Source organism: Modestobacter sp. SSW1-42 (assembly GCF_046635825.1).
Classification (GTDB): Bacteria; Actinomycetota; Actinomycetes; order Mycobacteriales; family Geodermatophilaceae; genus Modestobacter.
Genome location: NZ_JBISCA010000003.1, coordinates 471,000 through 484,628, shown reverse-complemented (window position 1 = coordinate 484,628; position 13,629 = coordinate 471,000). Strand labels below are relative to the sequence as shown.

The 13,629-nt window shown below is 75.7% G+C and carries 17 protein-coding genes; 10 read left to right on the top strand and 7 right to left on the bottom strand.

Features of this window, described 5'->3' with window-relative positions; all coding sequences use genetic code 11:
- Window positions 1–142 precede the first annotated feature (142 nt).
- Window positions 143–1,234 carry an RNA polymerase sigma factor gene (locus tag ACGBYP_RS12630; RefSeq protein ID WP_411584545.1) on the top strand — a complete coding sequence of 364 codons (1,092 nt, stop codon included), beginning with the start codon at window positions 143–145 and terminating at the stop codon, window positions 1,232–1,234.
- Here ACGBYP_RS12630 and pabB read toward each other — a convergent pair.
- Complete coding sequence (gene pabB, locus ACGBYP_RS12625) at window positions 1,231–2,991, bottom strand: aminodeoxychorismate synthase component I (protein ID WP_411584543.1); 1,761 nt, start codon at window positions 2,989–2,991, stop codon at window positions 1,231–1,233. The genes ACGBYP_RS12630 and pabB overlap by 4 nt on opposite strands.
- Window positions 2,992–3,046: 55 nt before the next feature.
- On the opposite strand from pabB, the gene ACGBYP_RS12620 reads away from it, so the two are divergent.
- The 4 genes from ACGBYP_RS12620 to ACGBYP_RS12605 are packed head-to-tail and all read left to right on the top strand — an operon-like array spanning window position 3,047 to window position 4,796.
- Window positions 3,047–3,685 carry a class I SAM-dependent methyltransferase gene (locus ACGBYP_RS12620; RefSeq protein ID WP_411584541.1) on the top strand — a complete coding sequence of 213 codons (639 nt, stop codon included), beginning with the start codon at window positions 3,047–3,049 and terminating at the stop codon, window positions 3,683–3,685.
- On the top strand, window positions 3,682–4,230 hold the full coding sequence (locus ACGBYP_RS12615; RefSeq protein ID WP_411584539.1) for a hypothetical protein: 549 nt from the start codon (window positions 3,682–3,684) through the stop codon (window positions 4,228–4,230). Before ACGBYP_RS12620 ends, ACGBYP_RS12615 begins: the two co-directional genes overlap by 4 nt.
- A gap of 6 nt (window positions 4,231–4,236) precedes the next feature.
- Window positions 4,237–4,614, top strand: coding sequence for a DUF4267 domain-containing protein (locus ACGBYP_RS12610; protein WP_411584537.1), 378 nt, complete (start codon window positions 4,237–4,239; stop codon window positions 4,612–4,614).
- A 38-nt stretch (window positions 4,615–4,652) separates the two neighbouring features.
- Window positions 4,653–4,796 (top strand): hypothetical protein, encoded by a 144-nt coding sequence (locus tag ACGBYP_RS12605; RefSeq protein ID WP_411584535.1) that lies wholly within the window; start codon window positions 4,653–4,655, stop codon window positions 4,794–4,796.
- 27 nt (window positions 4,797–4,823) lie between these two features.
- Here the strand turns inward: ACGBYP_RS12605 and ACGBYP_RS12600 are convergent, their stop codons facing one another.
- Genes ACGBYP_RS12600 through ACGBYP_RS12590 form a run of 3 tightly spaced genes read right to left on the bottom strand, consistent with a single transcriptional unit; the run spans window position 4,824 to window position 7,506 of the window.
- Complete coding sequence (locus ACGBYP_RS12600; RefSeq protein ID WP_411584533.1) at window positions 4,824–5,435, bottom strand: GerMN domain-containing protein; 612 nt, start codon at window positions 5,433–5,435, stop codon at window positions 4,824–4,826.
- A complete protein-coding gene (locus ACGBYP_RS12595) occupies window positions 5,432–6,805 on the bottom strand; it encodes an ATP-binding protein (protein ID WP_411584532.1) in 1,374 nt (457 codons plus the stop codon). The genes ACGBYP_RS12600 and ACGBYP_RS12595 overlap by 4 nt, the downstream gene beginning before the upstream one ends.
- Complete coding sequence (locus ACGBYP_RS12590; protein WP_411584530.1) at window positions 6,802–7,506, bottom strand: response regulator; 705 nt, start codon at window positions 7,504–7,506, stop codon at window positions 6,802–6,804. The genes ACGBYP_RS12595 and ACGBYP_RS12590 overlap by 4 nt, the downstream gene beginning before the upstream one ends.
- Before the next feature lie 140 nt (window positions 7,507–7,646).
- Between ACGBYP_RS12590 and ACGBYP_RS12585 the strand changes: the two genes are divergently transcribed.
- Entirely contained in the window at window positions 7,647–7,988 is a 342-nt protein-coding gene (locus tag ACGBYP_RS12585) for an STAS domain-containing protein (RefSeq protein ID WP_411584528.1), read from the top strand.
- Between the two features lie 4 nt (window positions 7,989–7,992).
- Here the strand turns inward: ACGBYP_RS12585 and ACGBYP_RS12580 are convergent, their stop codons facing one another.
- A complete protein-coding gene (locus ACGBYP_RS12580) occupies window positions 7,993–8,271 on the bottom strand; it encodes an STAS domain-containing protein (RefSeq protein ID WP_411584526.1) in 279 nt (92 codons plus the stop codon).
- 208 nt (window positions 8,272–8,479) lie between these two features.
- On the opposite strand from ACGBYP_RS12580, the gene ACGBYP_RS12575 reads away from it, so the two are divergent.
- On the top strand, window positions 8,480–8,752 hold the full coding sequence (locus tag ACGBYP_RS12575; RefSeq protein ID WP_411584524.1) for a hypothetical protein: 273 nt from the start codon (window positions 8,480–8,482) through the stop codon (window positions 8,750–8,752).
- 9 nt (window positions 8,753–8,761) lie between these two features.
- On the opposite strand, the gene ACGBYP_RS12570 is transcribed toward ACGBYP_RS12575, so the two are convergent.
- Together ACGBYP_RS12570 and ACGBYP_RS12565 are read right to left on the bottom strand one after the other, a co-directional pair.
- Window positions 8,762–9,169: a four-helix bundle copper-binding protein gene (locus ACGBYP_RS12570; RefSeq protein WP_411584523.1), complete on the bottom strand. Its 408-nt coding sequence runs from the start codon at window positions 9,167–9,169 to the stop codon at window positions 8,762–8,764.
- Between the two features lie 128 nt (window positions 9,170–9,297).
- The gene (locus tag ACGBYP_RS12565; RefSeq protein WP_411584521.1) at window positions 9,298–9,873 is read right to left on the bottom strand and encodes a DUF664 domain-containing protein; all 576 of its coding nucleotides are present in this window, start codon (window positions 9,871–9,873) and stop codon (window positions 9,298–9,300) included.
- Between the two features lie 78 nt (window positions 9,874–9,951).
- Here ACGBYP_RS12565 and ACGBYP_RS12560 point away from each other — a divergent pair, with 78 nt between their 5' ends.
- From ACGBYP_RS12560 to ACGBYP_RS12550, 3 genes are read left to right on the top strand one after another with little or no spacing between them, the layout of a single operon-like run.
- Complete coding sequence (locus tag ACGBYP_RS12560) at window positions 9,952–10,464, top strand: 2Fe-2S iron-sulfur cluster-binding protein (RefSeq protein ID WP_411584519.1); 513 nt, start codon at window positions 9,952–9,954, stop codon at window positions 10,462–10,464.
- On the top strand, window positions 10,461–11,477 hold the full coding sequence (locus tag ACGBYP_RS12555) for an FAD binding domain-containing protein (RefSeq protein WP_411584517.1): 1,017 nt from the start codon (window positions 10,461–10,463) through the stop codon (window positions 11,475–11,477). Before ACGBYP_RS12560 ends, ACGBYP_RS12555 begins: the two co-directional genes overlap by 4 nt.
- The gene (locus ACGBYP_RS12550) at window positions 11,474–13,558 is read left to right on the top strand and encodes a xanthine dehydrogenase family protein molybdopterin-binding subunit (RefSeq protein ID WP_411584515.1); all 2,085 of its coding nucleotides are present in this window, start codon (window positions 11,474–11,476) and stop codon (window positions 13,556–13,558) included. Before ACGBYP_RS12555 ends, ACGBYP_RS12550 begins: the two co-directional genes overlap by 4 nt.
- The last annotated feature ends 71 nt before the right edge of the window (window positions 13,559–13,629 follow it).

Here is a 13,629-nt window from a genome sequence, read left to right as displayed (position 1 = left end):
GCCTAAGGTTGCAGGTCGACCGCGGCAGCTGAAGCCCCGCTGCCGCTCGCCGTGCCGGCGCCCGCCGCGCACGTTCCACCCGGCCTCTCCGCCAGCACCTGACGGTGCGGCGACGCCGCACGGCATCGGAGGAGCGACCCCCATGAGCGCCACCGACCTCGAGGTCCCCACCAGCACCGGTGACGAGCTCCCCGAGCCCAGCTCCACCACCCCCGCCGAGGGCGCCCCGGCCGCCGACGAGGTCGACCACGAGTGGGACGACGCCGCCGACGCGGTCGCGCTGCGCCAGGCGCGCAAGGAGGCCGAGCTCACCGCCTCCACCGACTCCGTCCGTGCCTACCTCAAGCTCATCGGCCGCGTGAAGCTGCTCACCGCCGAGGAGGAGGTCGACCTCGCCAAGCGGATCGAGGCCGGCCTCTACGCCGGGAGCAAGCTCGAGGCCGCCGCCGAGAACGGCGAGAAGATGCCGGTGCAGCTGCGCCGCGACCTCACCTGGATCCTGCGGGACGGCGAGCGGGCCAAGAACCACCTGCTGGAGGCCAACCTGCGTCTGGTGGTGTCGCTGGCCAAGCGCTACACCGGCCGCGGCATGTCGTTCCTGGACCTGATCCAGGAGGGCAACCTGGGCCTGATCCGGTCGGTGGAGAAGTTCGACTACACCAAGGGCTTCAAGTTCTCGACCTACGCGACGTGGTGGATCCGCCAGGCCATCACCCGCGCGATGGCCGACCAGGCGCGCACCATCCGCATCCCGGTGCACATGGTCGAGGTCATCAACAAGCTCGGCCGCATCCAGCGCGAGATGCTCCAGGAGCTGGGCCGCGAGCCCACCCCCGAGGAGCTCGCCAAGGAGATGGACCTGACCCCGGAGAAGGTGCTGGAGATCCAGCGCTACGCCCGGGAGCCGATCAGCCTCGACCAGACCATCGGCGACGAGGGCGACAGCCAGCTCGGTGACTTCATCGAGGACTCCGAGGCGGTCGTCGCCGTCGACGCGGTCAGCTTCGCCTTCCTGCAGGACCAGCTCAAGAGCGTCCTCGAGACCCTCTCCGAGCGGGAGGCCGGCGTCGTCCGGCTGCGCTTCGGGCTCACCGACGGCCAGCCGCGCACCCTCGACGAGATCGGCCAGGTCTACGGCGTGACCCGTGAGCGGATCCGCCAGATCGAGTCCAAGACCATGTCCAAGCTGCGCCACCCCAGCCGCTCGCAGGTCCTCCGCGACTACCTCGACTAGCAGAGTTCCGCGGGGCGCCAGCCACGCAGTGAGCTGACGAGGGCGATCGCCTCGGCGGCGTGCAGGTCGGCGACGGTCAGCGCGCGCTCGGCGAGCACGCCCTCGTCGAGCAGCCGGGCGCGCGCGACGCCGGGCAGGCAGCCCGACGACGTCGGCGGGGTCCACCAGCGGCCCGCCAGCCGGACGGCGAGGGTGGCGATCGTCGTCTCGGTGACCTCGCCGCGGTCGTTGACCAGCACCACGTCGTCGGCGTGCGGGTGCCGGGCCGCGCGCCGGTCGTAGACCTCGCGCCGGGTGGTCTTGTGGTGCAGCCACACGTCACCGGGGTCGACCGGGTCGTCGTCGACCGCCAGCCGTACCGGGCCGGCCGGGGCGGCGGGCGCGTCGGTCACGGTGACCCGCACGGCCCCGGCCCGGTCGACGGTGACCCGCACCCGCGTCGGCGTCGTCCGCCCCGCCACCGCGGAGCCGACCGCCGCCCGCACCACCCTGGCGTCCAGGGCCGAGCCGAAGTACGCCGCGGAGTCGGTGAGCCGGGCCAGGTGCCGGTCCAGGTCGCGCGAGCCCTCCTCCGGGGACCAGTACAGCGTCTCGAGCAGCTCGTGGTCACCCGCCCCCGCGCGCAGGACGGCGGCCTTGGCCAGCAGCTCGGCCCGCTCGGCCGCCGCCCGGGAGTCCCAGGTGATGCCGCCGCCGGCGCCGTAGACGGCGTCGCCGGTCGCCCGCTCGACGACGGCGGTGCGGATGGCCACGCTGAACCGCGCCCGGAACTCCTCGCCGGGCGGCGCGACCAGCCCGATCGCCCCGCAGTACACCCCGCGCGGGGTCGGCTCGAGGTCGCGGATCAGCCGCATCGTGCGGGCCTTGGGGGCGCCGGTGACCGAGCCGCAGGGGAACAGCGCCCGCAGCAGGTCGACCAGGCCGACGTCCTCGCGCAGCCGGGCGGTGACCTCGCTGGTCAGCTGCCACACCGTCGGGTAGCGCTCGAGGGTGAACAGCTCGGGCACCGCGACGGTGCCCGGGACGGCGACGCGGCCCAGGTCGTTGCGCAGCAGGTCGACGATCATCAGGTTCTCGGCGCGCTCCTTGACCGAGGCCCGCAGGGCGGCGGCCTGCTCGGCGTCGGCGGTCGTGGTCGCCCCGCGCGGGGCGGTGCCCTTCATCGGCCGGGTGCGGACGACATCGCCGGACCACTCGAGGAACAGCTCGGGGCTGGCACTGGCGACCACCGTGCCGCCCAGGTCCACGTACGCGTTGAACGCGCCGCGCTGGGCGAGCGCCAGGTCGGCGTACAGCGCGGCGGGGTCGGTCACGCCGGTGGTGCGCAGCCGGTCGGTGAGGTTGCACTGGTAGGTCTCGCCAGCGGCGATGTGCGCGCGGACGACGTCCACCGCGGCGGCGTGCCCGGCGTCGGACCAGTCCGGCGTCCACGCAGCGCCCGGGGCGCGCCCGGACGGCGTGAGCGGTGCGGTCGGCTCGGGTGGGCCGCCGACGCCGAACCAGACCAGCGGGCTGCCGTCGGGCTCGGCGGTGACCAGGCCGGGGTCCAGGCCGGGAGCGGCCTCGTAGGCGAGGAAGCCGAACGCCCACTCGCCGGCCGCGGTGGCGCGCTCGACCTCGGCCAGCACCGGCACGACGTCCTCGGGCCGGTACGCGGCCAGCACCGCGCGCGGCGGGGGGCAGCGCAGGGCGCTGCCGCGGGTGAGGTCGTCGAAGCGCGCCGCCACCGGCGGACCGCCCGCTGTCGCGTCGTTCATCGGTCACCAGCCTGCCCGACGGTTCCGCGCGGCCTGCGCGGGGAAGGCATGCGTCGTGTCCAACCGACCTGCGTCCGGCTCCGGCGTCCCGCCCACCTACGTCGACGGCACCCGCGTGTGGGTCGACTCCCGCCTGCGTGCCCGTGTCCAGCGGAACGCGGAGGCGCCGATCCTGCTGCGCCTGGGCGGGGACGTGGCCGGCGGGCGGGTGCTGGAGGTGGGCACCGGACGCCGCGGCACCGGGCTGCGGCTGGCGGTCGGGCTGTTCGGGGCCGCGCACGCCGACGGGGTAGAGCTCTACGGGCCCAGCGTCCGGGCCACCCGCGAGGCGGTGCGCGACCTCGGGGACGCCGTGGACGTGCAGGCCGGCGACGCGACCGCGCTGGCGGCCGCCGACGGCACCTACGACGCGGTCTTCGCCTACCACGTGCTGCACCACGCGGTCGCCTGGCGCGACGTCGTCGCCGAGGCCGCGCGCGTGCTGCGCCCCGGCGGCCGCCTCTACAACTGCGAGATGACCGCCCGGTTCGTCGACAGCCGGCCGCTGCGGGCGGTCGCCTTCCACCCCGCCGACGGCGACCGGCCCACCCCCGCCTCCGTCGCCTCCGCCTGCCGGGCCGCGGGACTCACCGTGGTGGGGCAGGAGACCCGGCTGCTGGGCTGCTGGACCGGCGTCGTCGCCCGCAAGCCGTGAGCACGCTCGGGGAGGCGTTCTCCCTGCTGCGCCGGCACTGGCGCGCGGCCTACCTGGTCGCGCTGACCGCGGCGCTGGTCAACCTCGTGCCCGACGTGCTCCGGCAGGTGCTGGTGTGGGACGACCCGCGGGTCGCCACCGCGCTCGCCGTCGACGTCGTCGGCTTCGGCACCGGGCTGCTGGCCCAGCTGTGGGTCACCGGTGCGCTGGCCGGCCTGCCGGCGGGTGAGCGGCCGGACCGGTCCGGTGCCCTGGGCCGGGGCGCGCAGCTGGCCGTGCGCGCCGTCCGCCGGGCGCCGGGCACGGTGCTCGCCGGGGTCGTGGCCGGTGGTGCCGTGTCGGCGCTGCTGACCGTCCCGGCGTCGGTGGCCGCGCTCGGGTTCGACCGGGTGCTCGGCCCGCTGCAGTCCCCGGGCGCCGGGGCGTTCACGGTGGCCACGGTCAGCGACGTGGTGGCCACCGCCGTCACCCTCCCGTTCCTGGCCCTCGTGGTGGTCCTCGTCGCCGGTCACAGCCGGTTGACCACTCCAGCGGCCGGGCAGTGATCACCCATGGCCGAGGAATGGGACATCACCCGCAAGACAGTCGGGACCGTGTCGATCTGGCTGGGGACGGCGGCGCTGTTCGTACCGCGCGCGCTCCCCAGGTTGCTCGGTCTGGACCCGGGCGCGACGCGCACCGACGTGGCCCTGCCGCTGCTGGTGCGGCTGATCGCCGCCCGCAACATCGCGATGGGGGCCGCGCTGCTGGTCACCCCTGCGCCGCAGGCGCGGCGCACCACCGAGGTGACGCTGCTGCTCACCGCGCTCGACGCGGCCGCGGTGCTCGTGGCCCGGGGCGGCGGCGACGTGGCCCGCCGCAGCGCCGGGCTGTCGCTGACCGTCCTGTCGACGTCGGCCGCCGGCGCGCTGCGCTGGCACCGCCGCTGACGGCCCCGCACGCAACCCACCCCAGCAGGAGGCACCCCATGGCAAGCCCGAGCACCGGCGGCAACGACGACGGTCCCGGCCGCATCCCGAAGAACCGGGCGCGCGTGCTGATCATCGGCACGTTCGTGCTGATCATCGCCGTCATCTTCCTGTTCATGATCCTGGTCGGCACGAACATGTGACCCGCGGCCGCCGCACCGGCGCTGCGGTCAGGACGGCGGTGCGGCGACCGTGAGCGGGGCGTAGTCCGCGGCGGTCAGCGGACGCGCGGTGAGCTCGCCGGAGGGCAGCGGTGCCTCGACCTGCTCGCCGTCCCGGGTGACCAGGACCTGGTCCACGCCGGGCAGGCTGGTCGCGGTCAGCACGATCTGGGCGACCGCGGTCTTGCTCTCCCGGCCCGAAGGGGCCTCCGCGGACCCGCCGAGGTCGATGGTGGCTGTGCTGCCCGAGACGCCGGCCACCGACAGCGAGGTCTCCGGCCGCAGCGCCGTGGACAGCCGCTCGGTCAGCTCGGCCGGCGTCGGCCCGGTCGCGAGGTCGGCCAGAAGCGTGGCCAGCCGCTCGGCCAGCGTCCCCGCCGACGCCGCCCGGCCCTGCGGCACCAGCGCGCCGTCCCCGGCGACCAGGTAGACGCGGGGCTCGCCGAGCCCCGCGGGCGAGGTCGGCGCCGCGGTCGCGCCCGGCGAGGGGAGGGCGAGGCCGTAGGGGACCTCCGTGGCCGGGATCGCCTCGGGGTCCCCGCCGGTGGGCACCCCGCACGCCGCGGTCGCCAGCAGCACCAGCAGGGCCCCGGCCCGGGCCGCGGTGCGGCGGGCGGTCACGCGTCGGCCCCGGGCAGCGACAGGGTCAGCCGGGCGCCGCCGGCGGGGCTGTCGGAGATCCAGGCGGCGCCGCCGTGGCCGCCGGCGGTCTCCCCGACGATCGCCAGGCCGAGCCCGGCGCCGGGCAGCGACCCGCGGGCCGCCCGCGGCCCCCGGGCGAAGCGTTCGAACACCCGCTCCCGCTCGGCCGGCGGCACGCCCGGTCCGGCGTCGTCCACGACCACCTGGACGGCGCCGTCGGTCCGGCGCACCCGGACGCCGACGACGCCGCCGCCGTGCCGGTCGGCGTTGTCGAGCAGGTTGGTCACGGCCCGCTCCAGCCGGGTCTTGTCGCCGCGCACCGTGGTCGTCCCGTCGGCGTCGGCCTGCACCAGGTCCGCCGGGCACCCGCGGCGGGCGAGCACCTCCCGCACGAGCGCGGCCAGCGACACCGGCTCGGCGGACTCCTGGACCGGGGCGCCGTCGACCCGGGCGAGCTCGAGCAGGTCGTCGAGCGTGCGCCGGAAGCGGCCGAGCTCCTCCTCGACGAGGGTGAGGGCCTGCCGGCCGCGCCCGCTCAGCTCCTCGCGGCGGGCGCCGAGCACCTCGACGCTGGTGGTCAGGCTGGTGAGCGGGCTGCGCAGCTCGTGGCTGACGTCGCCGACGAACCGGGCGTCGCGCGCGATCCGCGACTCCAGGGCGTCGACCATGCTGTTGAAGCTGGCGACGATGGCCAGCAGGTCCGGGTCCTCGCTGGGCGGCAGCCGGATGCCCAGCTCCCCGCCGGCGATCCGGGTCGCCGCGCCGGCGACCTGCTCCAGCGGCTGCACCACGCGCCGGCTGGCCCAGACCCCGAAGCCGGCACCGGCGGCGGTGGCGGTCAGCGCCCCCGCCCCGAGGACGGCGGCCAGCGTGCGCAGCGCCCCCTGCAGCTCCACCAGCGGCGCCACCTCGTAGAACTGGACCCCGGCCGCGACCACCGGGACGCCGACCACCAGGTGCGGACCCGACGGCAGCCGGACCCGGACGGTGCCGGCGGAGCCCGCGGCGACGAGCTCCTGGAGGGCGGCCGGGACGTCGCGCGGGCCCAGGTCCAGCTGGGAGGAGTACCAGGCGCCGTCGCGGGAGACGACCACGTCCGCGCCTCCGGAGGGCACCAGGTCGGCCAGCTCGTCGCCGACCTCGGTGCCGGCGGTGGACAGCCGGCTGGCCAGCACCTCGGCGTCGGTGAAGGCCTGCCGGGTCGCGGCGTCCTCGCGCTGGTCGAGCAGGTAGCTGCGGGCCAGGCCGAAGGTGGTCGCGACCAGGACGGCGGAGACCAGCAGGGCGCCGACGGAGAACGCCAGCACGATCCGCGCCCGCAGCCCCCGGGGCCCGAGCGCGAGCCTCACTGCGGGTCCAGCCGGTAGCCCAGCCCGCGGACGGTGACCACGAGGGTGGGGGCGCCGGGGTCGCGCTCGACCTTGGTGCGCAGCCGGCGCACGTGCACGTCGACCAGCCGCTCGTCGCCGAAGAAGCCGTGCTCCCAGACGCGCTCCAGCAGCACCTGCCGGCTCAGCACCCGGCCGGCGGAGGCGGCCAGCTCGCACAGCAGCCGGAACTCGGTGAGGGTCAGCGGCAGCAGCTCCTCGCCGCGGTGCACCGTGCCGCGCTCCGGGCGCAGCACCAGCGGGGCGGCGGGGTCGGGGTCGAGCACCAGCTCGGTGGGCCGGTCACCGGCGCCGGCCCGGCGGCGCAGCGCGCGCAGCCGGGCGGTGACCTCCTTGACCTGGAACGGCTTGGTCACGTAGTCGTCGGCGCCGGCCTCCAGCGCCGCGACGATGTCGTGGGTGTCGGCGCGGGCGCTGACCACGACGATGGGCAGGTCGTGCGACCGCCGCACCTCTCGGATGACCTGGAAGCCGTCCATCGCCCCGAGCATCAGGTCGACCAGCATGAGGTCGGGCGGCCCGGCGGCCACCTGCGCGCAGGCGTCCTCGCCGCTGGCGGCCTCGGCGACGTCGTAGCCCTCGTCCTCCAGCGCCCAGCGCAGCGGGAGACGGATGTGGTCGTCGTCCTCGACCAGGAGCAGGCGGGGCGGCACCCGCCCCATGCTGCCACCGCCCGGGTCGTGGTCCCCGGTCCGCGGCGCAGCCGTCACAGGATCGCAAAGCGTCGGGCGGGGTGATCGCAAGACGCGACGGGCACCGTGGGCGGGGCCCACCCGACCACCGGCCGCAGGGAGCGACGTCGATGACCGCTGCCGCTGCCCGGCGTCCCGAGGTGGGCGGCGCACCGTCGCCCGGGCCGGACGGCGAGGTGCTGGTGCGGCTCACCGACGAGCTGCTGGCCGACGGCGTGGCGGACCTGCGCTGGCTCCTGCACGGCGCGCTGCTGGCCGGCGCCCGCCGCCTGGTGGTGGACCTGACCGGGGTCCGGCAGCTGTCGAGCACCGCGGTGGCCAGCTTCCTGTGGGCGCACCGCACCTGCCGGGCCCGGGGCGGCGCCGTGGTGCTGCGCGGGGTCAACCGCCGCACCGAGGACCTGCTGCGGCGGACCGGCCTGTGGCGGGTGCTGCAGGTGGAGGGTCGCTGAGCGGTCAGCCGAGGCGGGCGAGCTCCCGGGGCGCGTTGCGGACCAGCAGCAGGTCGCCGTCGGCGGCCATCGCGCGCCGCAGCTCGGAGAGGACGTGCAGACCGACGTCGTCGGCGGCCTGCACGTCGGCCAGGTCGAGGACGACCGTCGAGTGCCCCTGCCGCAGCAGGCCCTCCACGGTGCCCCGGAGCAGGTCGGCGCCCTGGGGTGTGAGGTGACCGCCGGCGCGGACCCGACCGGCGCGGCCGTCGACGACCTCGGTCAGCACGCGTGGGGTGGTCATCTCGTCCTCCGGGGAGCGGGTCGCAGCGGCACGGGAGCGCCGTCCTCGGTCCCGAGCCTGACAGCTCCCGCGCGTTCCCGGCAGGTCCCCGGCCCGATCGTCACGGCCTCGTCATGCGGACGCCGGGCCGCTTTGCGATGTAGTGACGGTTGCCGGACACGGGCGCGCGACCGGCCCGATCGGCTCAGCCATGGCACAGGGTCGGCACATGGCCTCCGTCTGGATCCTGTCCCCGCACAACCTGTACTGCCCCGGCTGCGAGACCCGGCTCATCGAGCGGGCGGGCCGGTTCGCCGTCCCGGGCCGGCCCCGGCCGGTGCACGTCGGCGAGGTCGGCACCCTGCGCTGCCGCGCCGGGCACCCGCTGCCCAGCCGCGAGGAGCTCTACGCCCACCGCGACGAGCAGGGCCGGCCGCGGACCGCCGCGGTGTGGGAGGTCGCGCCACCGGACGCCGCCCCGGCCGGCGCGGCCCGCTGCTGAGCGCCGGGCTCAGCCGAGCGAGGCCAGCAGCGTCCGGCAGGCCTGCTCGCAGCGGCGGCAGGCCTCGGCGCAGATGCGGCAGTGCTCGTGCATGCCGGCATGGCCCTCGCACTCGTCGCCGCACGCCTTGCACGCCGCGGCGCACGCTTCGAGCACCGCGCGGGTGACGCCCGCGTCGTAGCCGGTGTGCCGGGACAGCACCCGGCCGGTCGTGGCGCACACGTCGGCGCAGTCGAGGTCGGTGCGGATGCAGGTGGTCAGCTCGGCCACCATGTCCTCGGCCAGGCAGGCGTCGGCGCAGGCGGTGCAGGTCTGCGCGCACTCCAGGCAGGCGTCGATGCAGGCGACCAGCGCCTCGCGGTCGATGCCACCGAGGTCCTTCGGGTAGGTCCTGAGCATGTCGGCTGCCACGGTCATGGGGGCTCCGTCCTCCTCCGGCGCGGGGAGGCCTGCTGCCGTCCTCGTCGTCCGCCGGCGACCTGCCCCTACCCCGGAGGGCCGCCGGTCACGGCTGCGTCATCGACTCGTCACGATCGCCCCGCCCGTCAGCCGACCGGCAGCCGGCCGACCCGGGGACGCCACCCGGATGGTGGGTCCTCGCCGACCAGCCCGTCGACCGCCTCGCGCAGCAGGTCGGCGTGACCGGTGTGCCGGCCGTACTCCTCGACCAGGTCGCACACCAGCCGGCGCAGGCTGGCGTGCCCGCCGTCCGGGCCGGTCAGGTCGATCGGCTGGTCCAGCCCACCGGCGGCGAGCGCGGCGTCCAGCCGGGCGCGGGAGCGGGCGACCGCGTCGTCCCAGTACGCGTAGAGCTGCTCGGGGGAGTCGTCGGCGGCGGAGGTGAACGCCCAGTCGTCACCGCCGGCCCACACCGACTCCCACGGCTCACCGATCCGGGCCCCGCTCAGCCGGCGGGTGGACACGTCGTCCTCGACGCTGGCCAGGTGCTTGAGCAGGCCGCCGAGGGTGAGCGCGGAGGCGCCGACCCGGGTCTGCAGCCCGGCGGCGTCGAGGTCGGCGGTCTTCCAGCGGAAGGTGGTGCGCAGCCGGCCCAGCATCCCGAGCAGGTGCTCGGCGTCGGAGCCGGCGAACGGGGGTTCCCAGGGAGGCAGCTCGGTCATGCCGGCACCGTAGGGCCCGGCACCGACATCCGGGGCGGTTGGTTTGCCGTCCCCCTCGGCGCGGGCACCGCGCCGACCATGGACGCCGAGGTGACCCTGACCGTCGACGGGACGCGGCATCAGCGCACCGTCGACACCCGCACCACGCTGCTGGACCTGATGCGCGAGCGGCTGGGGGTCACGAGCCCGAAGAAGGGCTGCGACCACGGCCAGTGCGGCGCCTGCACGGTGCTGCTGGACGGCCAGCGGCAGCTGTCCTGCCTGGCCCTGGCCGTCGCCCACGACGGCGCGGAGATCACCACCGCCGACGGGCTCGCCCCGGCCGGCGAGCTGCACCCGGTCCAGCAGGCGTTCCTGGACAACGACGCCTTCCAGTGCGGGTACTGCACGCCGGGGCAGATCTGCTCCGCGGTCGGGGTGATCGACGAGGTGTCCCGCGGCTGGCCCAGCCACGCCACCACCGACCTCACCGGCGAGGTCGAGCTGTCCCACGACGAGGTCGCCGAGCGGATGAGCGGCAACCTCTGCCGGTGCGCCGCCTACGTCAACATCGTGCCCGCCGTCCAGCAGGCCGGCGGGGTGCAGGCATGAAGCCGTTCGCCTACGCCCGCCCGGCCGACGTCGCCGAGGCCGTGCGGGACGTCGCCGCCGAGCCCAACGCCGTCTTCCTGGCCGGTGGCACCAACCTCGTCGACCACCTCAAGCTGGGCGTGGCCCGGCCCGACCTGGTCGTCGACGTCCGCACGCTGACCTCTCGGGAGGTCACCGACCTCCCGGACGGCGGCCTGCGGCTGGGTGCCGCGTCGACCAACAGCGAGGTCGCCGCCGACCGCCGGGTGCTCGAGCGGTACCCGGTGCTCGCCCAGGCGCTGCTGGCCGGGGCGACCGGGCAGCTGCGCAACACCGCCACCACCGGCGGCAACCCGCTGCAGCGCACCCGCTGCGTGTACTTCCAGGACGTCACCACCCCGTGCAACAAGCGCGAGCCGGGCAGCGGCTGCACCGCCGTCGGCGGCTACACCCGCTACCACGCCGTCCTCGGGACGACGTCCGCGCTGCCGGACCCCACGGCCGCGGAGACCTGCATCGCCACGCACCCCTCGGACATGGCCGTGGCGCTGGCCGCGCTCGACGCGCAGGTGCAGGTGCTCGGGCCGCGCGGTGAGCGCACCGTCCCGTTCACCGAGCTGCACCGGCTGCCCGGCGACGACCCGTCGCGCGACACCACCCTCGAGCACGGCGAGCTGATCACCGCGATCGACCTCCCGCCGCTGCCCGCGGGCACCCGGTCGGCCTACCGCAAGGTCCGCGACCGGGCCTCGTACGCGTTCGCGCTGGTGAGCGTGGCCGCGGTGATCAGCGGCGAGGACGTCCGCATCGCCCTGGGCGGCGTCGCGCACAAGCCGTGGCGGGCGACCCGGGCCGAGGAGCTGCTGCGCGGGGCCGAGCTCACCGACGCCGCCGTCCGCACCGCGATGGAGGCCGAGCTCGCCGCCGCCCAGCCGCAGCCCGGCGAGGGCGGCGGCAACGGTTTCAAAATCCCCCTGGTCAACCGCACGGTGGTGGCCACCCTGCGCGCGCTCACCTCGGAAGGGCAGTCATGACCGAGCTCCTCGAGCCCCGCGCCATCGGGCAGTCGCTGGTCCGCCGGGACGGGGTGGACAAGGTGCGCGGCACCGCCACCTACGCCTACGAGACCGACGTCGAGCACCCGGCTTTCTGCCATCCGGTGCAGGCCACCATCGCCCGCGGCCGGGTCACCGCGATGGACACCGCCGCGGCCGAGGCGCTCGACGGGGTGCTCGCGGTGCTCACCCCGTTCAACGCCGAGCGGCTGGCCTCGACCGAGGACGCCGAGTACGCCGTCCTGCAGTCGCCCGAGGTCGCCTTCCGCGGGCAGCTGATCGGGGTGGTGGTCGCTGAGACCTCCGAGCTGGCCCGCGAGGTGGCCGACGGCATCACCGTCACCTACGCCGAGCAGCCGCACGACAGCGAGCTGCGCACCGACCACCCGGAGCTGTACGCGCCGGAGCAGGTGAACGCCGGGCACCCGACCGACACCGGCGAGGGCGAGGTCGCCGCCGCGATGGCCGCGGCCGCGGTGCGCATCGAGCACACCTACGCGACGCAGATGCTGCACAACAACCCGATCGAGCCGCACGCCACCACCGCACTCTGGGACGACGGGTCGCTGACGCTGTGGGACTCCACCCAGGGCGTCCACCCCGACCGGGCCGCGGTCAGCAAGGTGTTCGGCCTGGACCAGGAGCGGGTGCGCGTCGTCTGCCCCTACGTCGGCGGTGGCTTCGGCTCCAAGGGCAACCCGCACGCCAACGTCATGCTCGCCGCCATGGCCGCCCGCGCGGTGCCCGGCCGGCCGGTCAAGCTGGCGCTGACCCGGCAGCAGATGTTCTTCCTCACCGGCTACCGCACCCCGACGATCCAGCGGATGCAGCTGGCCGCCGACGCCCGCGGCAGGCTGTCGGCGATCGCCATCGACGTGGTCGAGCAGACCTCGCGCATCAAGGAGTTCGCGGAGCAGACCGGCGTCCCGGCCCGGATGATGTACGCCGCGCCCAACCGCCGCTCCACCCACCGGGTCGCGCCGCTGGACGTGCCGATCCCGTCGTGGATGCGGGCGCCGGGGGAGTGCCCGGGCATGTTCGGCCCCGAGGTGGCGATGGACGAGCTGGCCGAGGCGCTGGACATGGACCCGGTGCAGCTGCGCATCGTCAACGAGCCCGCGTTCGACCCCGACACCAAGAAGCCGTGGTCGAGCCGGCACCTGGTCGAGTGCCTGCGCGAGGGCGCGCAGCGCTTCGGCTGGGACTCCCGCGGACCGGGCCGCCGCCGCGAGGGCGACTGGCTGGTCGGCTACGGCGTCGCCTCCTCGGTCTACCCGACCATGCGGCAGGCGACGTCCACGGCGACCATCCGGTTCGCCGGCGGCCGCTACGTCGCCGAGATCGGTGCCGCGGACCTCGGTACCGGCGCCTGGACCGTGCTGCCGCAGATCGCCGCCGACGGGCTCGGGGTCGACGTCGCCGACGTGGACGTCGCGATCGGCGACACCCGGTACCCGATCGCCTCGGTCGCCGGCGGCTCCTCGGGCACCAACACCTGGGGCTCGGCGATCGTGCAGGCGGCCCGGGAGTTCCGCGGCACGTTCGGCACGGATCCTGACGACGGCGACGAGGCCTCCGGCGACGTCGACCAGGCGTCGATGGACGACGCGCACGCCGCCTACGCCTTCGGCGCCCAGTTCGTCGAGGCGCGGGTGAACGCCGACACCGGCGAGATCCGGGTGCCGCGGCTGATCGGCGTCTTCGCCGCGGGCCGGATCATCAACCCGCGCACCGCCCGCTCGCAGCTGATCGGCGGGATGACCATGGGGCTGTCGATGGCCCTGCACGAGGACAGCGTCTTCGACACCCGGGTCGGCCAGGTCGCCAACCACGACCTGGCCGAGTACCACATCACGGTCAACGCCGACGTGCAGCAGATCGAGGCCCACTGGCTCGACGAGCAAGACCCGTACGTCAACGTCATGGGTGCCAAGGGCATCGGCGAGATCGGCATCACCGGGACGGCGGCCGCGGTGGTCAACGCCGTCCACCACGCCACCGGCGTCCGGGTGCGTGACCTGCCGGTGACGCTGGACAAGGTGCTGGCCGGGCTGGACTGAGCGCGGCCGGTGTGTGGTCGCGGACCACCGGGTAGGCCACGACCAGACCTGCCGGGCGCTCCCGCCGCCCG

Bases quoted from the DNA above. Each gene is read 5' to 3' on its own strand.
- ACGBYP_RS12630 (WP_411584545.1), top strand. From the start codon at position 143: ATGAGCGCCACCGACCTCGAGGTCCCCACCAGCACCGGTGACGAGCTC.
- pabB (WP_411584543.1), bottom strand. From the start codon at position 2,991: ATGAACGACGCGACAGCGGGCGGTCCGCCGGTGGCGGCGCGCTTCGAC.
- ACGBYP_RS12610 (WP_411584537.1), top strand. From the start codon at position 4,237: ATGGCCGAGGAATGGGACATCACCCGCAAGACAGTCGGGACCGTGTCG.
- ACGBYP_RS12605 (WP_411584535.1), top strand. From the start codon at position 4,653: ATGGCAAGCCCGAGCACCGGCGGCAACGACGACGGTCCCGGCCGCATC.
- ACGBYP_RS12590 (WP_411584530.1), bottom strand. From the start codon at position 7,506: ATGGGGCGGGTGCCGCCCCGCCTGCTCCTGGTCGAGGACGACGACCAC.
- ACGBYP_RS12585 (WP_411584528.1), top strand. From the start codon at position 7,647: ATGACCGCTGCCGCTGCCCGGCGTCCCGAGGTGGGCGGCGCACCGTCG.
- ACGBYP_RS12580 (WP_411584526.1), bottom strand. From the start codon at position 8,271: ATGACCACCCCACGCGTGCTGACCGAGGTCGTCGACGGCCGCGCCGGT.
- ACGBYP_RS12575 (WP_411584524.1), top strand. From the start codon at position 8,480: ATGGCCTCCGTCTGGATCCTGTCCCCGCACAACCTGTACTGCCCCGGC.
- ACGBYP_RS12570 (WP_411584523.1), bottom strand. From the start codon at position 9,169: ATGACCGTGGCAGCCGACATGCTCAGGACCTACCCGAAGGACCTCGGT.
- ACGBYP_RS12565 (WP_411584521.1), bottom strand. From the start codon at position 9,873: ATGACCGAGCTGCCTCCCTGGGAACCCCCGTTCGCCGGCTCCGACGCC.
- ACGBYP_RS12560 (WP_411584519.1), top strand. From the start codon at position 9,952: ATGGACGCCGAGGTGACCCTGACCGTCGACGGGACGCGGCATCAGCGC.
- ACGBYP_RS12555 (WP_411584517.1), top strand. From the start codon at position 10,461: ATGAAGCCGTTCGCCTACGCCCGCCCGGCCGACGTCGCCGAGGCCGTG.
- ACGBYP_RS12550 (WP_411584515.1), top strand. From the start codon at position 11,474: ATGACCGAGCTCCTCGAGCCCCGCGCCATCGGGCAGTCGCTGGTCCGC.